Origin of the sequence: Paenibacillus sp. DMB20 (genome assembly GCF_000987955.1) — a bacterium.
Taxonomy (GTDB): Bacteria; Bacillota; Bacilli; order Paenibacillales; family Paenibacillaceae; genus Paenibacillus_AQ.
On record NZ_LAZU01000011.1, the window covers coordinates 19,299 to 36,662 of the forward strand.

17 protein-coding genes are annotated in these 17,364 nt (G+C 51.3%); all 17 read left to right on the forward strand.

The genetic code is table 11. The annotated features are described in order from the left end of the window. Nucleotides 1-250: 250 nt before the first annotated feature. The 17 genes from XI25_RS32755 to XI25_RS03365 all read left to right on the forward strand — a co-directional run bounded on the left by XI25_RS32755 (nt 251) and on the right by XI25_RS03365 (nt 17,338). On the forward strand, nt 251-1,096 hold the full coding sequence (locus tag XI25_RS32755) for a glycosyltransferase (protein ID WP_160308870.1): 846 nt from the start codon (nt 251-253) through the stop codon (nt 1,094-1,096). Between the two features lie 34 nt (nt 1,097-1,130). Further along, nucleotides 1,131-1,715 carry an aminotransferase class I/II-fold pyridoxal phosphate-dependent enzyme gene (locus tag XI25_RS36065; RefSeq protein ID WP_327204713.1) on the forward strand — a complete coding sequence of 195 codons (585 nt, stop codon included), beginning with the start codon at nt 1,131-1,133 and terminating at the stop codon, nt 1,713-1,715. A 129-nt stretch (nt 1,716-1,844) separates the two neighbouring features. Further along, nucleotides 1,845-2,279: a DegT/DnrJ/EryC1/StrS family aminotransferase gene (locus tag XI25_RS36070; protein ID WP_327204714.1), complete on the forward strand. Its 435-nt coding sequence runs from the start codon at nt 1,845-1,847 to the stop codon at nt 2,277-2,279. Nucleotides 2,280-2,290: 11 nt separating this feature from the next. After that, entirely contained in the window at nt 2,291-2,641 is a 351-nt protein-coding gene (locus XI25_RS31000) for a hypothetical protein (protein WP_052759431.1), read from the forward strand. Beyond that, nucleotides 2,625-3,035, forward strand: a complete 411-nt coding sequence (locus tag XI25_RS31005) for a GNAT family N-acetyltransferase (protein ID WP_052759432.1) — start codon at nt 2,625-2,627, stop codon at nt 3,033-3,035. Before XI25_RS31000 ends, XI25_RS31005 begins: the two co-directional genes overlap by 17 nt. A 194-nt stretch (nt 3,036-3,229) precedes the next feature. Next, nucleotides 3,230-3,427 (forward strand): cold-shock protein, encoded by a 198-nt coding sequence (locus tag XI25_RS03310; protein WP_007132290.1) that lies wholly within the window; start codon nt 3,230-3,232, stop codon nt 3,425-3,427. A 229-nt stretch (nt 3,428-3,656) separates the two neighbouring features. Then, on the forward strand, nt 3,657-4,220 hold the full coding sequence (gene hpf / locus XI25_RS03315) for a ribosome hibernation-promoting factor, HPF/YfiA family (RefSeq protein ID WP_046677357.1): 564 nt from the start codon (nt 3,657-3,659) through the stop codon (nt 4,218-4,220). 416 nt (nt 4,221-4,636) lie between these two features. Beyond that, the gene (gene secA, locus XI25_RS03320) at nt 4,637-7,144 is read left to right on the forward strand and encodes a preprotein translocase subunit SecA (protein ID WP_046677358.1); all 2,508 of its coding nucleotides are present in this window, start codon (nt 4,637-4,639) and stop codon (nt 7,142-7,144) included. 284 nt (nt 7,145-7,428) lie between these two features. Further along, nucleotides 7,429-8,542 (forward strand): peptide chain release factor 2 gene (prfB, locus tag XI25_RS03325; protein WP_152669057.1). Its coding sequence is split into 2 segments (ribosomal slippage): nt 7,429-7,500 and nt 7,502-8,542, totalling 1,113 coding nucleotides; the frame shifts between segments, so codons are not numbered across the junction. A 17-nt stretch (nt 8,543-8,559) separates the two neighbouring features. Further along, nucleotides 8,560-9,450 carry a YitT family protein gene (locus tag XI25_RS03330; RefSeq protein WP_046677359.1) on the forward strand — a complete coding sequence of 297 codons (891 nt, stop codon included), beginning with the start codon at nt 8,560-8,562 and terminating at the stop codon, nt 9,448-9,450. Between the two features lie 189 nt (nt 9,451-9,639). Beyond that, nucleotides 9,640-10,239: a GNAT family N-acetyltransferase gene (locus XI25_RS03335; protein ID WP_046677360.1), complete on the forward strand. Its 600-nt coding sequence runs from the start codon at nt 9,640-9,642 to the stop codon at nt 10,237-10,239. Between the two features lie 189 nt (nt 10,240-10,428). Beyond that, nucleotides 10,429-11,484, forward strand: a complete 1,056-nt coding sequence (gene argC / locus XI25_RS03340; protein ID WP_046677424.1) for an N-acetyl-gamma-glutamyl-phosphate reductase — start codon at nt 10,429-10,431, stop codon at nt 11,482-11,484. 15 nt (nt 11,485-11,499) lie between these two features. After that, nucleotides 11,500-12,726 (forward strand): bifunctional glutamate N-acetyltransferase/amino-acid acetyltransferase ArgJ, encoded by a 1,227-nt coding sequence (gene argJ / locus XI25_RS03345; RefSeq protein WP_046677361.1) that lies wholly within the window; start codon nt 11,500-11,502, stop codon nt 12,724-12,726. Between the two features lie 38 nt (nt 12,727-12,764). Continuing rightward, a complete protein-coding gene (gene argB / locus XI25_RS03350; protein ID WP_046677362.1) occupies nt 12,765-13,610 on the forward strand; it encodes an acetylglutamate kinase in 846 nt (281 codons plus the stop codon). A gap of 155 nt (nt 13,611-13,765) precedes the next feature. Further along, entirely contained in the window at nt 13,766-15,001 is a 1,236-nt protein-coding gene (locus XI25_RS03355; protein WP_046677363.1) for an acetylornithine transaminase, read from the forward strand. Nucleotides 15,002-15,060: 59 nt separating this feature from the next. Next, on the forward strand, nt 15,061-16,017 hold the full coding sequence (gene argF, locus XI25_RS03360; RefSeq protein ID WP_046677364.1) for an ornithine carbamoyltransferase: 957 nt from the start codon (nt 15,061-15,063) through the stop codon (nt 16,015-16,017). 88 nt (nt 16,018-16,105) lie between these two features. Continuing rightward, on the forward strand, nt 16,106-17,338 hold the full coding sequence (locus XI25_RS03365; protein ID WP_046677365.1) for an argininosuccinate synthase: 1,233 nt from the start codon (nt 16,106-16,108) through the stop codon (nt 17,336-17,338). The last annotated feature ends 26 nt before the right edge of the window (nt 17,339-17,364 follow it).

Below are 17,364 nucleotides of genomic sequence, written 5' to 3' on the forward strand. Positions count from 1 at the left end.
TTGATTGTCGTTATTGTTGGCCAATTTCTTTCCTTAGATCATAGCCCGACCAAAGTAGCTCTTGATCAATGCAAAGCAATTCATGACATGAACAAAAGAGTCATGCTAATAAATACAGCGGATATGCCCAGGTCTTTAGCGACTCCATTTTACGATGCTGATTTTTTTTAATTATGTAAAAGAATATAACACGTATGACTCGATCCCATATGAGAATATAGAATTCTCATTTTATCAGTTCGAGAGGGAAATGCCTGATGCTGATCATATAAGCGAGGTATTGCAAACGGTTAAACAATTAAAACCTTTGTTTGTATTATCAGTTTCGGGTTCCAACGTAACTGCAGATTTACTGTCAAATATAGTACCGGTTGTAACTTTATCGCTCTCATATGATCTTCCAATATCCAAGAGTACCTTTTCAATATTACCGAAAAAATTAGAAGAATCGGATCTTGAAACACTTAATGTATTTGATATAGATAAGGAATCAATCATTGAGAGTGTATTCACCTATAAATATGATCCTCCCAGATCTAAGCTGGCAAGAAGTGAATTTGGGTTTGATAACAGTAACTTCATAATAGCAGTGGTTGGAAATAGGCTCGACCTTGAATTAACGGATGAATTTTTGTTTGAACTTGAGGAATTGGTCAAGTCCAAGGACCATGTTCGAATTTTGTTTATTGGCGATTATGATAATTATAACGAACATATGGACAGTTATTCCTCGTTAAAGAAACGTTCTATATTTATAGGCTTCCAGCCAGATCTGGCTGCCGTCTTTGAAGTATGCGACGCCTATTTAAATCCATTTCGAGCTGGAGGAGGAACATCCGCCGCCATTGCATTGAAACAAGGCCTTCCCATTTTCACATATGCCTATGGGGATGTGGCTTATACTGCTGGAGAGTCCTTTCATATTACAAGTTTTAATGACATTAAAAAATTCGTTGATGATTGGAATGATCTCGTGTTTCGGGAGAATGCCAGGATTTGTGCGTTGAATAGAGCTGATGAAATTTTCAATAGTCAGAAAAAGCTTAAAGATATCATGAATAAGATGAGTCAATCTCACTATTTTTTTATGAGATAGGTTCATCATTATTTCGGAAGTGAGAGATCAGATAATGATTAACTTCAATGTACCTGCAATTATCGGGAAAGAATCAGAGTATATCATGGAGGCAATATCAAGTCAGTATTTGTCAGGAGACGGGAAATTCACCCGTTTATGTGCCGAGTGGTTTGAAGAAAAATTTGATGCAAAAAGAGCCTTATTAACGACTTCTTGTACTCATGCTTTGGAAATGGCAGCCATCCTGCTGGATATTAAGGAAGGCGATGAAATAATTATGCCCTCCTTTACATTCGTTTCTACCGCTAACGCTTTTGTATTACGAGGTGCAAAAATTGTCTTTGTGGATATTCGTCCGGATACGTTGAACATAAACGAAGAGTTAATCGAACAAGCTATAACAGATAAGACAAAAGCAATCGTTCCGGTTCATTACGCGGGAGTACCCTGTGAAATGGACAAGATAATGGATTTAGCCGGAAAATACGATTTAATAGTGATAGAAGATGCTGCCCAAGGGATATTAAGCAGGTATAAAGGAAAGATGTTAGGTACGATAGGACATTTAGGATGTTTTAGTTTCCATGAAACTAAAAACGTTCATTGCGGGGAAGGGGGGGGCTTTATTAATAAATGATAGTAAATTTGTTGAGAGAGCAGAAATAATTCGTGAAAAGGGTACGAATAGATCTAAATTTTTTTAGAGGCCAAGTGGATAAATACACTTGGGTCAGTATAGGTTCATCCTATCTTCCAAGTGAATTAAATGCCGCCTTTTTTATTGGCACAGCTAGAGTCTGCAGAGTCCATTATTAGAAACAGATTGGACAGTTGGAATGTCTACATGGATAAATTGAAGCCTTTGGTTCAGAAGGGGTTAATTGAGGTGCCTTCTCTGATGTCCACTTGCACTCATAATGCTCATGTATTTTATATTAAAGTTCAGGATTTAGATACTAGAACAAAGTTGTTGAAATTTTTAAAAGATCACCATGTCATGGCTGTTTTTCATTATGTACCTCTTCATAGTTCAAAAGCGGGGGAGCAATATGGAAGATTTAATGGAGAGGATGTTTTCACCACGAAAGAAAGCGAACGATTGATTAGACTGCCTCTCTACTATGGAATCAAAGATTCAGAAATGGCACACATCATTGATTGTTTGTATACATTCTTTGCTCACTTTGATGAATCTAAATAAGGGGGCCAGAGATGATTCATTACCTGGAGTGGGATTCTGAATTTTTTGGCATAAACATGGCTGAGATAGACCCCCGATTATCGTTTTCCCCGGCATGCATGTATGAGTTTATTAAAGAGCATAAATTGGATTTTATCCAGGCACTATGCGAGATAAACAATTTATCTTTCATTCACATGCTTGAAGCTAATCATTTTCATATGGCTGATCAAAAGGTTACCCTTAAAACACATTTACAAGATGACCACATTAATGAATGTACAATCGAGGCGGCTCAAATAAGTGACATCCATCTGTTAAGGGATATTGTTAAGGATATGTTTTTGGAAAGCAGGTTCTACGGCTTTGATCAAATTTTTTAGCAGAAACAAAGTAAATTCTTTTTATCAACTTTGGATCGAAAAGTCGGTAAAGGGTTCATTTGATGATTATTGCTTGCTTTTTAAAAGTAATGGGAAGATTTTGGGTTTTGCGACTATAAGAGAACATAAGGATGAAAAGACTGCAAGTATCGGGCTTTTAGGGATCACCCCCGAATCTCAAGGGCGGGGTTATGGTACCCGATTAATTGAAGATTTGAAAGTGTTTCTGGTCCGGAGACAAATAAAGCAACTTATGGTTGCAACCCAAGGGAGAAATTATAAAGCATTAAATTTGTACATTAAGAGTGGGTTCAAGATTAACAAAATTGAGAGCTGGTTTTATTGGTCGAAGAAATTGACTGGGTCCTATGAATATAAAGACTTTTCTAGGTGACAGGAAATAAAAATAACTCCCCCTGTTTCACCCCCTCCCTTTCGGGTTAAATAAAAAAATGATAGCCTTTACATTTCTGCCGGAACTGATACTTTTGTCTGGATTGACAATGGATATCTTTGGGTGTTATAGTCGGAAATGTGGACAAAAGGTGTCAACACACTTTTATTTGATGATGAAGGGAATGTTAGTGCATGCAAGGTAAAGTTAAATGGTTCAACGCTGAAAAGGGTTATGGCTTCATCGAAACCGAAGAAGGCGGCGACGTATTCGTTCACTTCTCCGCAATCCAGTCCGAAGGTTTCAAAACTCTGGAAGAAGGACAATCCGTTGAGTTTGAAATCGTTGAAGGCGCTCGCGGACCGCAAGCAGCTAACGTAATCAAATTATAATCATCCCGGCCCAGCCGACCTACATATACGGTAAGATGGTTAACAATTGAAGATTCGGTAGCGACAAGACTCTGGTGTTTCCAGGGTCTTTTTTTTATTTCACCCTCAGCAAAACCGTGCATTTTCGCCCGTTCTTGAAACCGCATACACCAAATTAACATACATAAAATCGTCTTTTTACATCAGCTTAACAAAGTGTTATAATGAAGGTGCAAAGGAGGAGTGCCCTATGCAATTCAGTATTCGAGGTCAACAAATTGAAGTGACCGAGGCTTTAAAGGACTACGTTGACAAGAAACTTGCAAGACTTGACAAGTATTTTGATGCACCCCCCACCTCTGAAGGATACGTAACGTTAAGTGTCATTCGAGGATTGCACACGGTGGAAGTGACGATTCCGCTGACGGGCGTAGTGCTCCGGGCAGAGGACCGAAGCGATGACATGTACGCTTCCATTGACGCTGTTGTGGACAAGTTGGAACGCCAAATCCGCAAGCATAAGACCAAGCTGAACCGCAAATTCCGCGAGAAGGGCAGTCTGAAGACGCTGTTCGTGGAGGACGGATCGGCAACAGGCTCCGTAGCTGTGGAGCAGGAAGAAACCGATGACGATGAATGGAAAGTGGTGCGTACCAAGCGGTTTACCATGAAGCCGATGGACGTGGAAGAAGCCATTTTGCAAATGAACATGGTTGGGCATAATTTCTTCGTATTTACCAACATTGATTCGCAGGAAGTTAATGTCGTCTACAAACGCGATGACGGAAAGTACGGTTTGATCGAGCGGGATTAAACCCACGGTCCAAAACAAGCGTACTCGCAAGATCCGGATTTGCGGCTTAAACCCAGAAATGCGTAAGATGAGCCTTCACCCGTGAACAGCGGGTGGGGCTCTTTGTTCTTCCATATATAAGATGTGATGCCTTAATGTTGCGGCATCTCTTACAAACTGTTACAATTTATGAAAACACGTCATCTTGCGGGCAAGGCAACTCTTGCTGTCAGGAGTGAAAAATTTTCAAATATAAGAAAGTATAGTTATCATTTACACTTGGCTTATATTTATAGCAGAAACACCGTTATCCTACTGAGAGGACGACGCCATCGTTTCTACTTGTTAGGTTTCAAGAATCGATTTCATCAACCGACCCTTTTATTCCCTTTAATGAAGTTGATTCTATCATCTGTTTTGCACGAAAGGGGTTAACCATGCTAGGACTTGTCAAAAAGATCTTCGGCGACACCAACGAGCGTGATGTCAAACGTCTGATGAAGACGGTCGATGTAATCAACAAAATGGAACCTGAATTCGAGGTGCTCTCGGACGAACAACTGAAGGCGAAAACCGAGGAGTTCCGCGCGCGGCTCGAAAAAGGCGCAGAGCTGGACGAACTGCTTCCCGAGGCATTTGCAACCGTCCGCGAAGCTTCCAAGCGTACGCTCGGCAAACGTCATTACGACGTTCAGTTGATCGGAGGAATGGCCCTCCACGAAGGCCGAATTGCTGAAATGAAAACCGGTGAAGGCAAGACGTTGGTCGGAACCCTTCCGGTTTATTTGAATGCCCTTCTCGGCAAAGGCGTTCACGTCGTTACGGTCAATGATTATCTGGCAACGCGGGACAGCGCCGAAATGGGGCAAATATATAATTTTCTGGGCATGACGGTCGGGGTGAACCTGAGCGGCATGGAGCATCCGGAGAAACAAGAGGCCTATGCCTGCGACATTACGTACGGAACGAACAACGAGTTCGGTTTCGACTACCTGCGCGACAACATGGTGCTGTATAAAGAGCAGATGGTACAGCGTCCGCTGTATTTTTGCATCATTGACGAGGTGGACTCGATCCTCATCGACGAAGCCCGTACGCCGCTCATTATTTCGGGCCAAGCCGCGAAATCGACGGAATTGTATTACGCGGCCGACCGTTTTGTAAAACGCCTGGTCGCGGAGGAAGATTACACGGTTGATATCAAGGTCAAGGCCGTTTCCCTGACCGAAAAAGGCGTGGCCAAAGCGGAACGCGCGTTTGGCATCGACAACCTCTATGACCACAATCATGTGACCCTGAACCACCACGTGGTGCAGGCGCTGAAAGCCAACGTCATTATGCGCCGCGACGTGGATTACGTGGTGACCGAAGATGAAGTCGTCATCGTCGACGAATTTACGGGCCGTCTCATGGCGGGACGCCGTTACAGCGACGGTCTGCATCAGGCGATCGAAGCGAAGGAAGGCATCGAGGTACAGAACGAGAGCATGACGCTTGCAACGATTACATTCCAGAACTATTTCCGGATGTACCGCAAGCTTGCCGGCATGACCGGTACGGCCAAGACGGAGGAAGAAGAGTTCAAGAAAATTTACGGACTCGAAGTGCTTCAAATTCCTACCAACAAGCCGAACCAGCGGATCGACAAGCCGGATGTCGTGTATAAAAGCGAAGAAGGCAAATTCAGAGCGGTTGTCGAGGAAATCGTGGAGCGCCATAAACAGAACCAGCCGGTTCTGGTCGGTACGGTATCCATCGAGAATTCCGAACGCCTTTCCGAAATGCTGAAGCGCAAGGGCGTCCAGCATAAAGTACTGAATGCGAAGTACCATGCGGAGGAAGCCGAAATTATTTCCCGTGCGGGTCAGCCGGGATCAGTAACCATCGCCACCAACATGGCGGGACGCGGTACGGACATCCTTCTGGGCGAAGGCGTACAGGAAATCGGCGGACTTCACATCATCGGTACGGAGCGCCATGAATCGCGCCGGATCGATAACCAGCTGCGCGGCCGTGCCGGTCGTCAGGGCGACCCGGGTTCCACCCAGTTCTACCTGTCTCTTGGCGACGAACTGATGAAGCGTTTCGGTACGGACAACGTGCTGAACATGATGGAACGCCTTGGCTTCGAGGAAGACCAGCCGATCGAAAGCAAAATGATCACCCGTGCGGTGGAATCGGCCCAGAAGCGCGTTGAAGGCAATAACTTTGACCTGCGTAAGGTCGTACTTCAGTATGACGACGTCATGAACCAGCAGCGCGAGATTATTTACAAGCAGCGCCGCGAAATTTTGGAGTCCGGGGATATCAAGCAGATCGTGCTCGACATGATCAAGCCGGTCATTGACCGCGTGGTTGAGGCGCACTGCAGCGACGATATTCCGGAGAACTGGGAACTGCAAGAGGTTGCCGACTACGTTAACAACAAGCTGCTCGACGAAGGCGCGGTGACTCGCGATGAGCTGTGGGGCAAGGAAGCTGACGAAATTTCCGAATATATCTTCGAGCGGGTTCTGAACAAATACAACGAACGGGAACAATCCATCGGCGAAGAGCTCGTACGCGAGTTCGAGAAAGTGATCGTGCTTCGTGCCGTGGACAGCAAATGGATGGATCACATCGACGCGATGGATCAGCTGCGTCAAGGCATCCACCTTCGCGCTTACGGCGGTACGGATCCGCTTCGCGAATACCAGTTCGAAGGCTTCGAGATGTTTAATGCCATGATCGCCAGCATTCAGGAAGAAGTGTCGACTTATATCATGAAAGCACACATCCAGACGAACCAGGAGCGTCAAGCGGTCGTGGAAGAGAGCAAGGTGTCCACGAACGGCGAGCCTGCGGAGAAACGTCCGGTTCAGGTCGGCGATCAGATCGGGCGCAATGATCCTTGTCCTTGCGGCAGCGGCAAGAAGTACAAGCACTGCCACGGACAGAACGAGTAAGAGTATCCGCAAATACTGAAACAGGTTCCGCCGATAAGGCGGCACATCCCAAACTCCCTTGAGTCGGGCAGGGGACACCGGAGGCATAAAGTCGAACCGGTGTTTCCCTGTCTGCGCTTAAGGGAGTTTATCTGAATACCGGCCGGAACCGGGCCATCCGTCGAACTTCAAGCACGGGACACGGGTTATTTCGGTATGAACCATTTACTGCCGCTGAGGGGAACGTTCTTGCCCCCTTAAAGGATATAATGAATATAAGTGCCAAAAAGAAAGGAAGAAGCGTGATGATCGATCCAAGCATAAAGCAAGACCTGCGCGAAGTCAGCAAGAAACTTACCAATCTTAGGGGGTCTCTTTGACTTAGATCTCAAACAGGAAATGATCGCGAATTTTGAGGAGAAAATGGCTGCGCCCGACTTCTGGGACGATAACGAAAAAGCTCAAGGCATCATCTCGGAGATGAATGCCGTGAAATCGGCTGTGGATCAATACGAAAAGCTTCAGCAGGAATATGACGACACGGTTGTCATGATTGAGCTGGCCGATGAAGAAGGGGACGATTCGCTCACGAGCGAACTTGGCGAATCGGTCAAGGATATCGTCAAGCGCGTGGAGGAATTCGAGCTTCAGCTGCTGCTCAACCAGCCGTACGACAAAATGAGTGCCATTTTGGAGCTTCATCCGGGTGCGGGCGGCACCGAGTCCCAGGATTGGGGCCAAATGCTGCACCGCATGTATACCCGCTGGGCGGAGAAGCGAGGCTTCAAGGTGGAAACGCTCGATTATTTGCCGGGAGACGAAGCGGGCATCAAAAGCGTCACGCTGCTCATTAAAGGCTACAACGCCTACGGTTACTTAAAAGCCGAGAAAGGCGTGCACCGCCTTGTGCGGATTTCGCCGTTCGATTCCTCGGGACGCCGGCACACCTCATTCGTATCCTGCGACGTGGTGCCGGAAATTACGGATGACGTGGAAATCGAAATCCGGACCGAGGATTTGAAAATCGATACCTACCGCGCCAGCGGCGCGGGCGGACAGCATATCAACACGACCGACTCCGCGGTGCGGATCACGCATATCCCGACCGGCGTGGTGGTAACCTGCCAGAACGAACGCTCCCAGATCAAAAACCGCGAGCGCGCGATGACCATGCTCCGTTCCAAGCTCTACGAGCGGAAAATCGAGGAGCAGCAGCAGCAGTTGGCCGAAATCCGCGGCGAGCAGTCGGACATTGCGTGGGGCAGCCAAATCCGCTCCTACGTGTTCCATCCATACAGCATGGTCAAGGATCACCGTACCCAGGTGGAAACCGGGAATGTGGGGGCCGTCATGGATGGCGACCTGGATCCCTTTATCGACGGATACCTGCGCAGTCAGATCAAACAGGACGTTGAGTAAGGGGAGTAGGATATAACATGGCGAACACCGCGAACAGAAGACGAAAAGAGCCGGTGATTCCGATCAACGGCCCGATTCGTCAGCTTGTCGATACGCTGTTCATTATAGCGGGCTCTTTCCTGATGGCCCTGTCGTTCAACCTGTTCTTTCTCCCCAACCAGATCGCTTCCGGGGGAACCTCGGGCTTATCCGTCCTGGTGGAGGCCTGGCTCGGTATACAACCGGCATATACGCAGTGGATGCTGAATATTCCGCTGCTTGCTCTCGGGTTCTTGCTGTTGGGAAAAGAGTATGGAATCCGCTCCCTGCTCGGCAGCGTCCTGCTGCCGATGTTTGTATACCTGACCCAGGACTTTACAACGCCGACGTCCAATCCGCTGCTGGCTTGTATCTATGGGGGAATCGGCATCGGAGCGGGACTGGGGCTTGTGTACCGGGGACGCGGCTCGACGGGCGGAATGGCGATTTTGGCCCAGATCGTGCAGAAGTACAGCGGTCTCACGTTCTCCCTCTGCGTCGTGCTGCTGGACGGCATCGTCATTTCGACGGCCGCGATGGTACTCTCCTTGGAGAAGGCGCTTTTTGCCCTGATCGCGTTGTACGTTACCGGTAAAGTCATCGATGCGATCGAACTGGGCTTTAGCTTTACCAAGGTGGCGTACATCATATCTGAGCATACCGAACCGATTACCAAGGCTATTCTTGAAGATTTGGACCGGGGCCTGACGAAGCTGAACGCGGAAGGCGGCTATACCGGCGAAAACCGGACCGTGCTTATGGTGGTCGTCGGCCAAAGCGAAATCCCCAGATTGAAGACGCTTGTCCAGTCTGTCGACCCGAATGCTTTTGTCATCATCAGCAATGCGCATGAGGTGCTTGGCGAGGGCTTCCAAAAGATTAAAGCATAGGAATACTAATATTCATAAATCAGCCTGACTCCTTAACTGTTAAGGAGTCAGGCTTTTTTTGTTAGAGCGTAGCCAGCGGCTGCCCTGTTAACGAAACGACCATCGACCAACTGATGGGAAGCGCAGGGTTACCTCTTTCATTTTCGCCGCAAGCCGATATAATGGAAAATAATCTATGGGGGTGTAAATATGGAAACGAAGGAAATATACGGGGATTTGCCGAGACTGGAGACGGAGCGGCTGGTTTTGCGGAGAGTTACGGACCGCGATGCGGATGATATGTTTGCTTACGGATCGGATGAGGACGTGGCCAGATACGTAACCTGGGATACCCACCGCACACTGGAGGATACGAAGGAATTTATCGCTTTTATCGAACGGCAGTATGAGAACGGAGACGTGGCACCTTGGGCGGTGGAATACAAAGAAAACGGCCGGATGATCGGTACCGTCGATTTTGTGATCTGGCGGCCGCAGCATCACCTGGCGGAGCTCGGCTACGTTTTGAACAAGGCTTACTGGGGCAAGGGGATCATGACGGAGGCTGCGGGCGAACTGATGAGGTTCGGCTTTGAAAAGATGGACCTTGTCCGCGTCCAAGCACGTTGTTTTGCGGAAAATACAGGCTCTGAAAGGGTAATGGAGAAGCTTGGCATGACCTATGAGGGAACGCAGCGGAAAGCCATGAAGGTTAAGGGACGGCACTGGGACTTGAAAACCTACGCCATATTGAGAGAGGAATACGACCAGGGTCCGCGGGATTCCGAGGAATCCCCGATTATGGAATGAGCCTGCTATCAATCTCCTCACAAAAGAGGTATTTTAGCGGGGAACCTGGCCGATCAGCGTCTATTATAAGATTTTACAAAGATACCTGTTGTATTAATATGAATACGGTCGTATAATAATACATATTTAAATGAGACGGGATGCCATGCGGCTGTCGAAACAGTGAAGTAGGAGAGAGGGGTGGGCAATATGTTTGAACAAAACAAACTGAGAGTTGCGATTGTCGGTTCAACCGGCTACGGAGGGGTGGAACTGATCCGGTTGCTCCAGAACCATCCCCGCGTGGAGATCACATCGGTCATTTCTTCCTCCGCTTCAGGAGTACCGATATCGGACGGATTTCCGCATTTGACAAACATTGTGGAAAGGAACTTGGACGGTGTCGAACCGTCGGAAATTGCCGAGCGGGCGGATCTGGTGTTTACGGCGACGCCGTCGGGGGTTAGTTCCAAGCTTGTTCCGCAGCTTTTGGATGCGGGCTTGAAGGTCATCGACCTATCGGGGGACTTCCGGCTCAAGGACGGCAGCGAGTATGAGAAATGGTATAAACATGATGCGCCGGAGGCGGATGTGCTTGCCAAAGCGGTGTACGGCCTGTGCGAGGTGTACGGGGAAGAGGTGAAAGGGATCGACTTCGTTTCGAACCCGGGCTGTTACCCTACGGCCACGCTGCTTGGTCTTATTCCGGCCATCAGCGCAGGCTGGATCGATCCGGAAAGCCTGATCATCGACGCCAAATCCGGTGTATCCGGCGCGGGACGGGGCACGAGCCTGACGGTGCACTATGCCGAAATCAACGAAAATTTAAAGGCCTATAAAGTGAACAAACATCAGCATATTCCTGAAATCGAACAGGTTTTGGGCGAAGTGGCCGGCCAGAAGGTGACGGTAACGTTTACGACCCACCTGGTCCCGATGACGAGGGGGATTATGAGCACGATGTACGCTACGCTTCTGGGCGCATATACTGATGAGGATTTTGTTGATCTCTACCGGCAGTACTACAAGGGACGCCGTTTCGTGCGCGTCCGCGATCAAGGCATCTGGCCGGCCACCAAGGAAGTGAGCGGCTCGAATTATTGCGACATCGGATTTGCGGCGGATTCCCGTACGGGAAGGGTCACGATCATTTCGGTAATTGACAATGTGGTGAAGGGCGCGGCAGGGCAGGCGATCCAGAACCTGAACTTGATGATGGGATGGGAGGAAAGTCTCGGGCTTACGTTTACACCTGTGTATCCGTAAAGACGGGGCGCTCATATGGGAGAGAAATTATATACCATTGTGGACGGCGGCACGATTGTATCCCCTAAGGGTTTTAAGGCGGGAGGTCTTCATTGCGGGCTGAAAAAGACGGATCGGCACGACCTCGGCGCCATCGTCAGCAATGTGCCGGCGGTTGCGGCTGCGGTGTATACAACGAATGTATTTCAGGCTGCGCCGCTGAAGGTTACGCGGGAAAGCCTGCAAAACGGCAAGCTTCGCGCCATCGTCGTGAACAGCGGCAACGCCAACGCGTGTACGGGCAAACAGGGCGAAGAGGACGCTTACGCCATGCGGTCCGCCGCGGCATCGCGGTTTGGCGTAGCCGAGGAGGATGTGGCGGTAGCGTCCACGGGCGTTATCGGAGAGCTGCTGAAGATGGAGCGGGTGATGAGCGGCATTGCCGGACTTCCGGAACGGGTCAACGGGGAGACAACGGGGGCCGAGGCATTCAGCCAGGCGATTTTGACGACCGACCTCGTTAAAAAAGAAGCCTGCGTCACGGCCCAAATCGACGGACGCACCATTACGATTGCCGGAGCCGCCAAAGGATCGGGCATGATTCATCCGAATATGGCGACCATGCTCGGTTTCGTGACGACCGATGCGGTCATCGGCCGGGAGGCGCTGCAGTATTTGCTGGGCAGTACCACGGACCTGACGTTCAATATGATAACCGTGGATGGGGACACAAGCACGAACGATATGCTGATCGCGATGGCTAGCGGCCTTGCCGGAAATGAGGCGTTGAAGCCGGAACACCCGGATTGGAACGCTTTTGCGGAAGGATTCGAGTATGTGTGCCGGATGCTGGCCATGGCGATTGCCAGGGACGGCGAAGGCGCCTCCCGGCTGATCGAGGTGCGGGTGCTCGGCGCGGAATGCGACGATGATGCCCGGGCGATTGCGAAGACCATTATCGGCTCCAGTCTGGTGAAATCCGCGGTGTTCGGAGCGGATGCGAACTGGGGGCGGATTATCGCCGCGGTCGGCCGCGCCGGAAGGCCGGTGAATCCGGAAACGGTCGATATCGCGATTGGACCGATCGAGGTACTGAATCAATCCAGGCCGGTTCCTTTTGACGAAGATGCGGCGCTCGCTTACTTGCAGGGAGACTCGGTGACCATTGACGTGAAATTGCATAACGGCCACGGCACGGCAACGGCATGGGGCTGTGATTTGACATATGACTACGTAAGGATCAACGCGGCTTACCGTACCTAAAGGCCGCCCGTTGTGAATGGACTTAGGAGGGGAACGGGATGGAGAGCATTGCCGAGAGCAAAACGGAACAGCCGCTGCAGGCGGCCGTGACGAACTTTGTGATGAAGTGCGGAGGGAGCACGCTTGCTGCACTGCCCGACGCGTTTTTCAAAGATTTGAAGGATCTCCAGGATAAAGGCATACATCCTGTTATCGTACACGGCGGAGGTCCTGCCATTTCCGGCAATCTAGAGAAGCTGGGAATCGAGACGGAATTCGTGAACGGTCTGCGTAAAACGACCGAAGAAGTGCTTGATGTGGTGGAAATGGTACTGGCAGGCAGCATTAACAAGCAGATCGTACGGCGGATCCAGAGCGCGGGCGGCAAGGCGCTTGGGCTGTCGGGTTCTGACGGCGGTCTGATTCAGGCCAAACCGGTAGCGAACAGCGCGGAGGTCGGCTGGGTCGGGGATGTCACGGAGGTGGCTTCACCGATCATAACCGGCGTCCTGGAGATGGGGTATATGCCGGTGATCGCGCCGATTGGCGTCGATGCTTCAGGCCAGCGTTACAACATCAACGCGGATACGGCGGCGGGAGCGGTGGCTTCTCATCTGGGCGTGGACCGAATGATTGTGGTGACCGACGTTCCCGGCATCCTGAAGGGCGGCGGCAGCGAGAAAAAGGTTCTCCCGTCCGTCACGGTGCAGGAGATCGAGGACATGATCGGAACCGGAGAAATTTACGGCGGAATGATTCCGAAGGTAAGAGCGGCGATCAGCTGCATTCACGGCAAGGTGCGCGAAGTCGTCATCGTGGACGGCAGCGAGCCCGGCGTGCTCAGCCGGGTGCTGTCGGGCGAAGTGATCGGAACGCGCATCGTGCGCATGCAGAAAGGAAGCTGACCGGGGATCTTGGGGAAGACCTGAGTTTCCTGCGTCGAAGCAGCCATCATTTTCGTTATCCGGCCGAGCGATCTCGGCCCATCATGCGTTATGGCACGTGAGAAAAAAAACGGATTTTTAGAAACAATCCCTTAAAGAACAGGAGCGTGGCACGAATGGGCAATGGACAGGAGACACCGTTCAATGGTGAAAAAGGAACCGATCAGGCAGCGGAAAGCTCCCTTTTTCCGACTTACGCAAGATATCCGATCAGTCTGGTCAAAGGGGAAGGCAGCTGGCTGTGGGACGACAAGGGCAATAAATATCTTGATTTTATGTGCGGACTCGCCGTGACGAACCTCGGCCATGCACCTGCGAAGGTGAAGGAAAAGCTGAAGGCCCAGCTGGATGAGCTGTGGCACGTGTCCAACCTGTTCCAGATTCCGGGCCAGGAAAAAGCGGCAGCACTGTTGACCGGCAATACGTGCGCGGATGCGGTGTTTTTCTGCAACAGCGGCGCCGAAGCGAATGAGGCGGCGATTAAACTCGCCCGTCGTTATCACCAGAAGGTGAAAGGTACGGGGCGGCACGAGATCATCACCTTCACCCAATCGTTCCACGGCAGAACGCTCGCAACGCTAACGGCTACGGGCCAGGACAAGGTGAAAGAGGGCTTTCTACCGCTCCCTGCCGGCTTCAAAAGCGTGCCTCTCCATGATCTTCCGGCCTTGGAGGCCGCGATCAGTCAGGATACGGCGGCCATCATGATGGAAATGGTGCAGGCCGAGGGCGGCGTGTATCCGGTGGAGACGGAATTCGTGGAAGCCGTTCAGGCGCTGTGCCGCAAGCACGGGCTGCTGCTGATCATCGACGAAGTGCAAACCGGCATGGGACGCACCGGAAAGCTGTTTGCGCATGAGCATTACGGCTTGGAACCGGATATTTTCACGGTGGCCAAAGGCCTGGGTTCCGGATTCCCGGTAGGGGCGATGCTCGGCAAAGGATATTTGCGCGAAGCCTTTTCAGCCGGCAGCCACGGTTCTACCTTTGGCGGTACGCCGCTGTCCATGTCCGTCGTTGCCGCGACCATCGAGAGCATCCTCGAAGAAGAGGCGCCTCAGCGCGCGGCTGAGAGCGGACATTATTTGATGAAACGCCTGAACGAAGAGTTGGGCGGCAATCCTTTCGTGAAGGGGATTCGCGGCAAAGGGCTGCTGATCGGGATTGAATGCGCAGGGCCGGTGAACGATATTGTCCTGGAAGGACAGCGCCGCGGCATTTTGTTCGTGACGGCGGGACCGAACGTCATTCGCCTGCTGCCGAATCTGCTCGTCACCAAGGAAGAGATCGACCAGGCGGTAGGCATGATCGCGGCGCTCATTCAGGAGCACGCCGCGGTGAAGCAACTGTAAAAGCAGATTAGCCGTGATACAATAAACAAATCAAGCTAAAAGCAAGGGGGACGTAGGCAATGACCGTAAACGGACAGGTGCAGGAGATGACGTTTAAAGGACGGGATATGATCGAGCTTGATGATTACACGCCGGAGGAGATTCAATATTTGCTCGATTCGGCGATCGAGCTCAAGCATAAGCACAAGAACGGTGAAGTATTCCAACCGCTGAAGGGCAAAACGATCGGACTGATTTTTGAAAAATCGTCCACCCGGACAAGGGTTTCGTTTGAAGCCGGAATGTATCAGCTGGGAGGACATGCGCTCTTCTTGAGCAAAAATGACATCCAGCTCGGCCGCGGCGAGCCGATCAGCGACACGGCGCAGGTCATGTCACGCTACTTGGACGGCATTATGATCCGTACGTTCGGTCACGACAATGTGATCAACTTGGCGCGCTATGCCTCGATTCCGGTCATAAACGGCCTGAGCGACATGGCGCATCCGTGCCAGGTGCTCGCCGATCTCCAGACGATTCTGGAGCATAAGGGCAAGCTGAGCGGACTCAAAATGGCCTTTATCGGGGACGGCAACAACATGGCGAACTCGCTCCTGATCGGCGGTGCCAAAATGGGCATGCATGTCGCCGTGGCCAGTCCGGAAGGATACGAGCCGGATGAGCGGATCGTGCAGCTGAGCCGGGAAATCGCGCGGGAAACCGGGGCCGAGATTACGGTGACGCACGATCCGGTTGCCGCCGCGAAGGATGCGGACGTGATTTACACGGACGTGTGGGCGAGCATGGGCTTTGAGGAAGAGCAGAAGCAGCGCGAAGCGGCGTTTGCGGATTACCAGGTCAATGAGGAACTGGTGAAGGCGGCGAAGCCGGATTACCTGTTCCTGCACTGCTTGCCGGCCCACCGGGGCGAAGAGGTCAGCGAAGGCGTCATCGACGGCGAAAACTCGGTTATTTTCGACCAGGCCGAGAATCGTCTGCATGCCCAAAAAGCGCTGATGGTTGCGCTCATGGCATAAACGGGGCCGCAGTTTTTATAAGGAAATCATGGCTTCGATCATACCAACACACAGGATCCAATAGCGACAAAGAGAGAGGAAGTTAACCATGGCAAAAGAAAAAATCGTACTGGCGTATTCCGGCGGTCTGGATACGTCCGTTATCCTGAAATGGCTGAAAGAAACATACGACGCGGAGATCATTGCGTTCACCGCCGACATCGGGCAAAAAGAAGAGCTTGACGGTCTCGAGGAAAAAGCTTTGGCGACCGGCGCTTCGAAAGTATATATCGACGACCTGCGCGCGGAGTTTGCGGAGGACTTTATTTTTCCGATGTTCCAGTCCGGCGCGCTGTATGAAGGACAATATTTGCTCGGTACCAGCATCGCCCGTCCGCTTATCGCGAAGCGCATGGTGGAAATCGCGCGCGCGGAAGGCGCGACGGCGATTGCTCACGGCGCTACCGGCAAGGGTAACGACCAGGTTCGCTTCGAGCTTGGCGTAGCCGGCCTGGCACCGGACATTCAAGTCATCGCGCCATGGCGCATCGAAGAATTCCGCAACAAGTTCCCGGGGCGTGCCGAAATGATCGCTTATGCGGAAGAGCACGGCATTCCGGTCACTGCATCGGCCGCAAAATCCTACTCCATGGACCGCAACCTGCTGCACATCAGCTACGAGAGCGGCGTGCTGGAGGATCCTTGGTTTGACGCAAGCGCGCCGGAAAGCAAGGACATGTACCTGCTAAGCGTATCTCCGGAAGATGCGCCGGACGAACCGGAATACCTGGAGCTCGAATTCGAAAAGGGCAACTGCGTCGCTTTGAACGGCGAATCGCTCAATCCGCTGCAGGTGATGGAAAAGCTGAACGAACTCGGCGGCAAGCACGGCATCGGCCGCGTGGACATGGTCGAAGACCGTTTCGTCGGCATGAAGAGCCGCGGCGTATACGAGACGCCGGGCGGTACGATCCTGTTTACCGCCCACCGCAAAATGGAGTCCATCACGATGGACCGCGAGGTCATGAACCTGCGCGACAGCCTGATCACCCGCTACAGCACGCTGGTTTACAACGGGTTCTGGTTTGCGCCGGAACGCTTTGCGCTGCAGGCGCTCGTGACGGAAAGCCAGAAGAACGTCATCGGTACGGTTCGCGTGAAGCTCTATAAAGGCAACGTGATTTCCGCCGGCGTGAAAAGTCCGGTCAGCCTGTACAATCCGGATATCGCAACGATGGAAGCCGATCCGACCCAAGCTTACGACCAGGGGGATGCTACCGGCTTTATCCGCCTGAACGCGCTGCGTTTGAAAGTGGCTACGGGCGTGAACCAAAACCGTTAATGGTAACGGCTGACGTGAACTAAAAC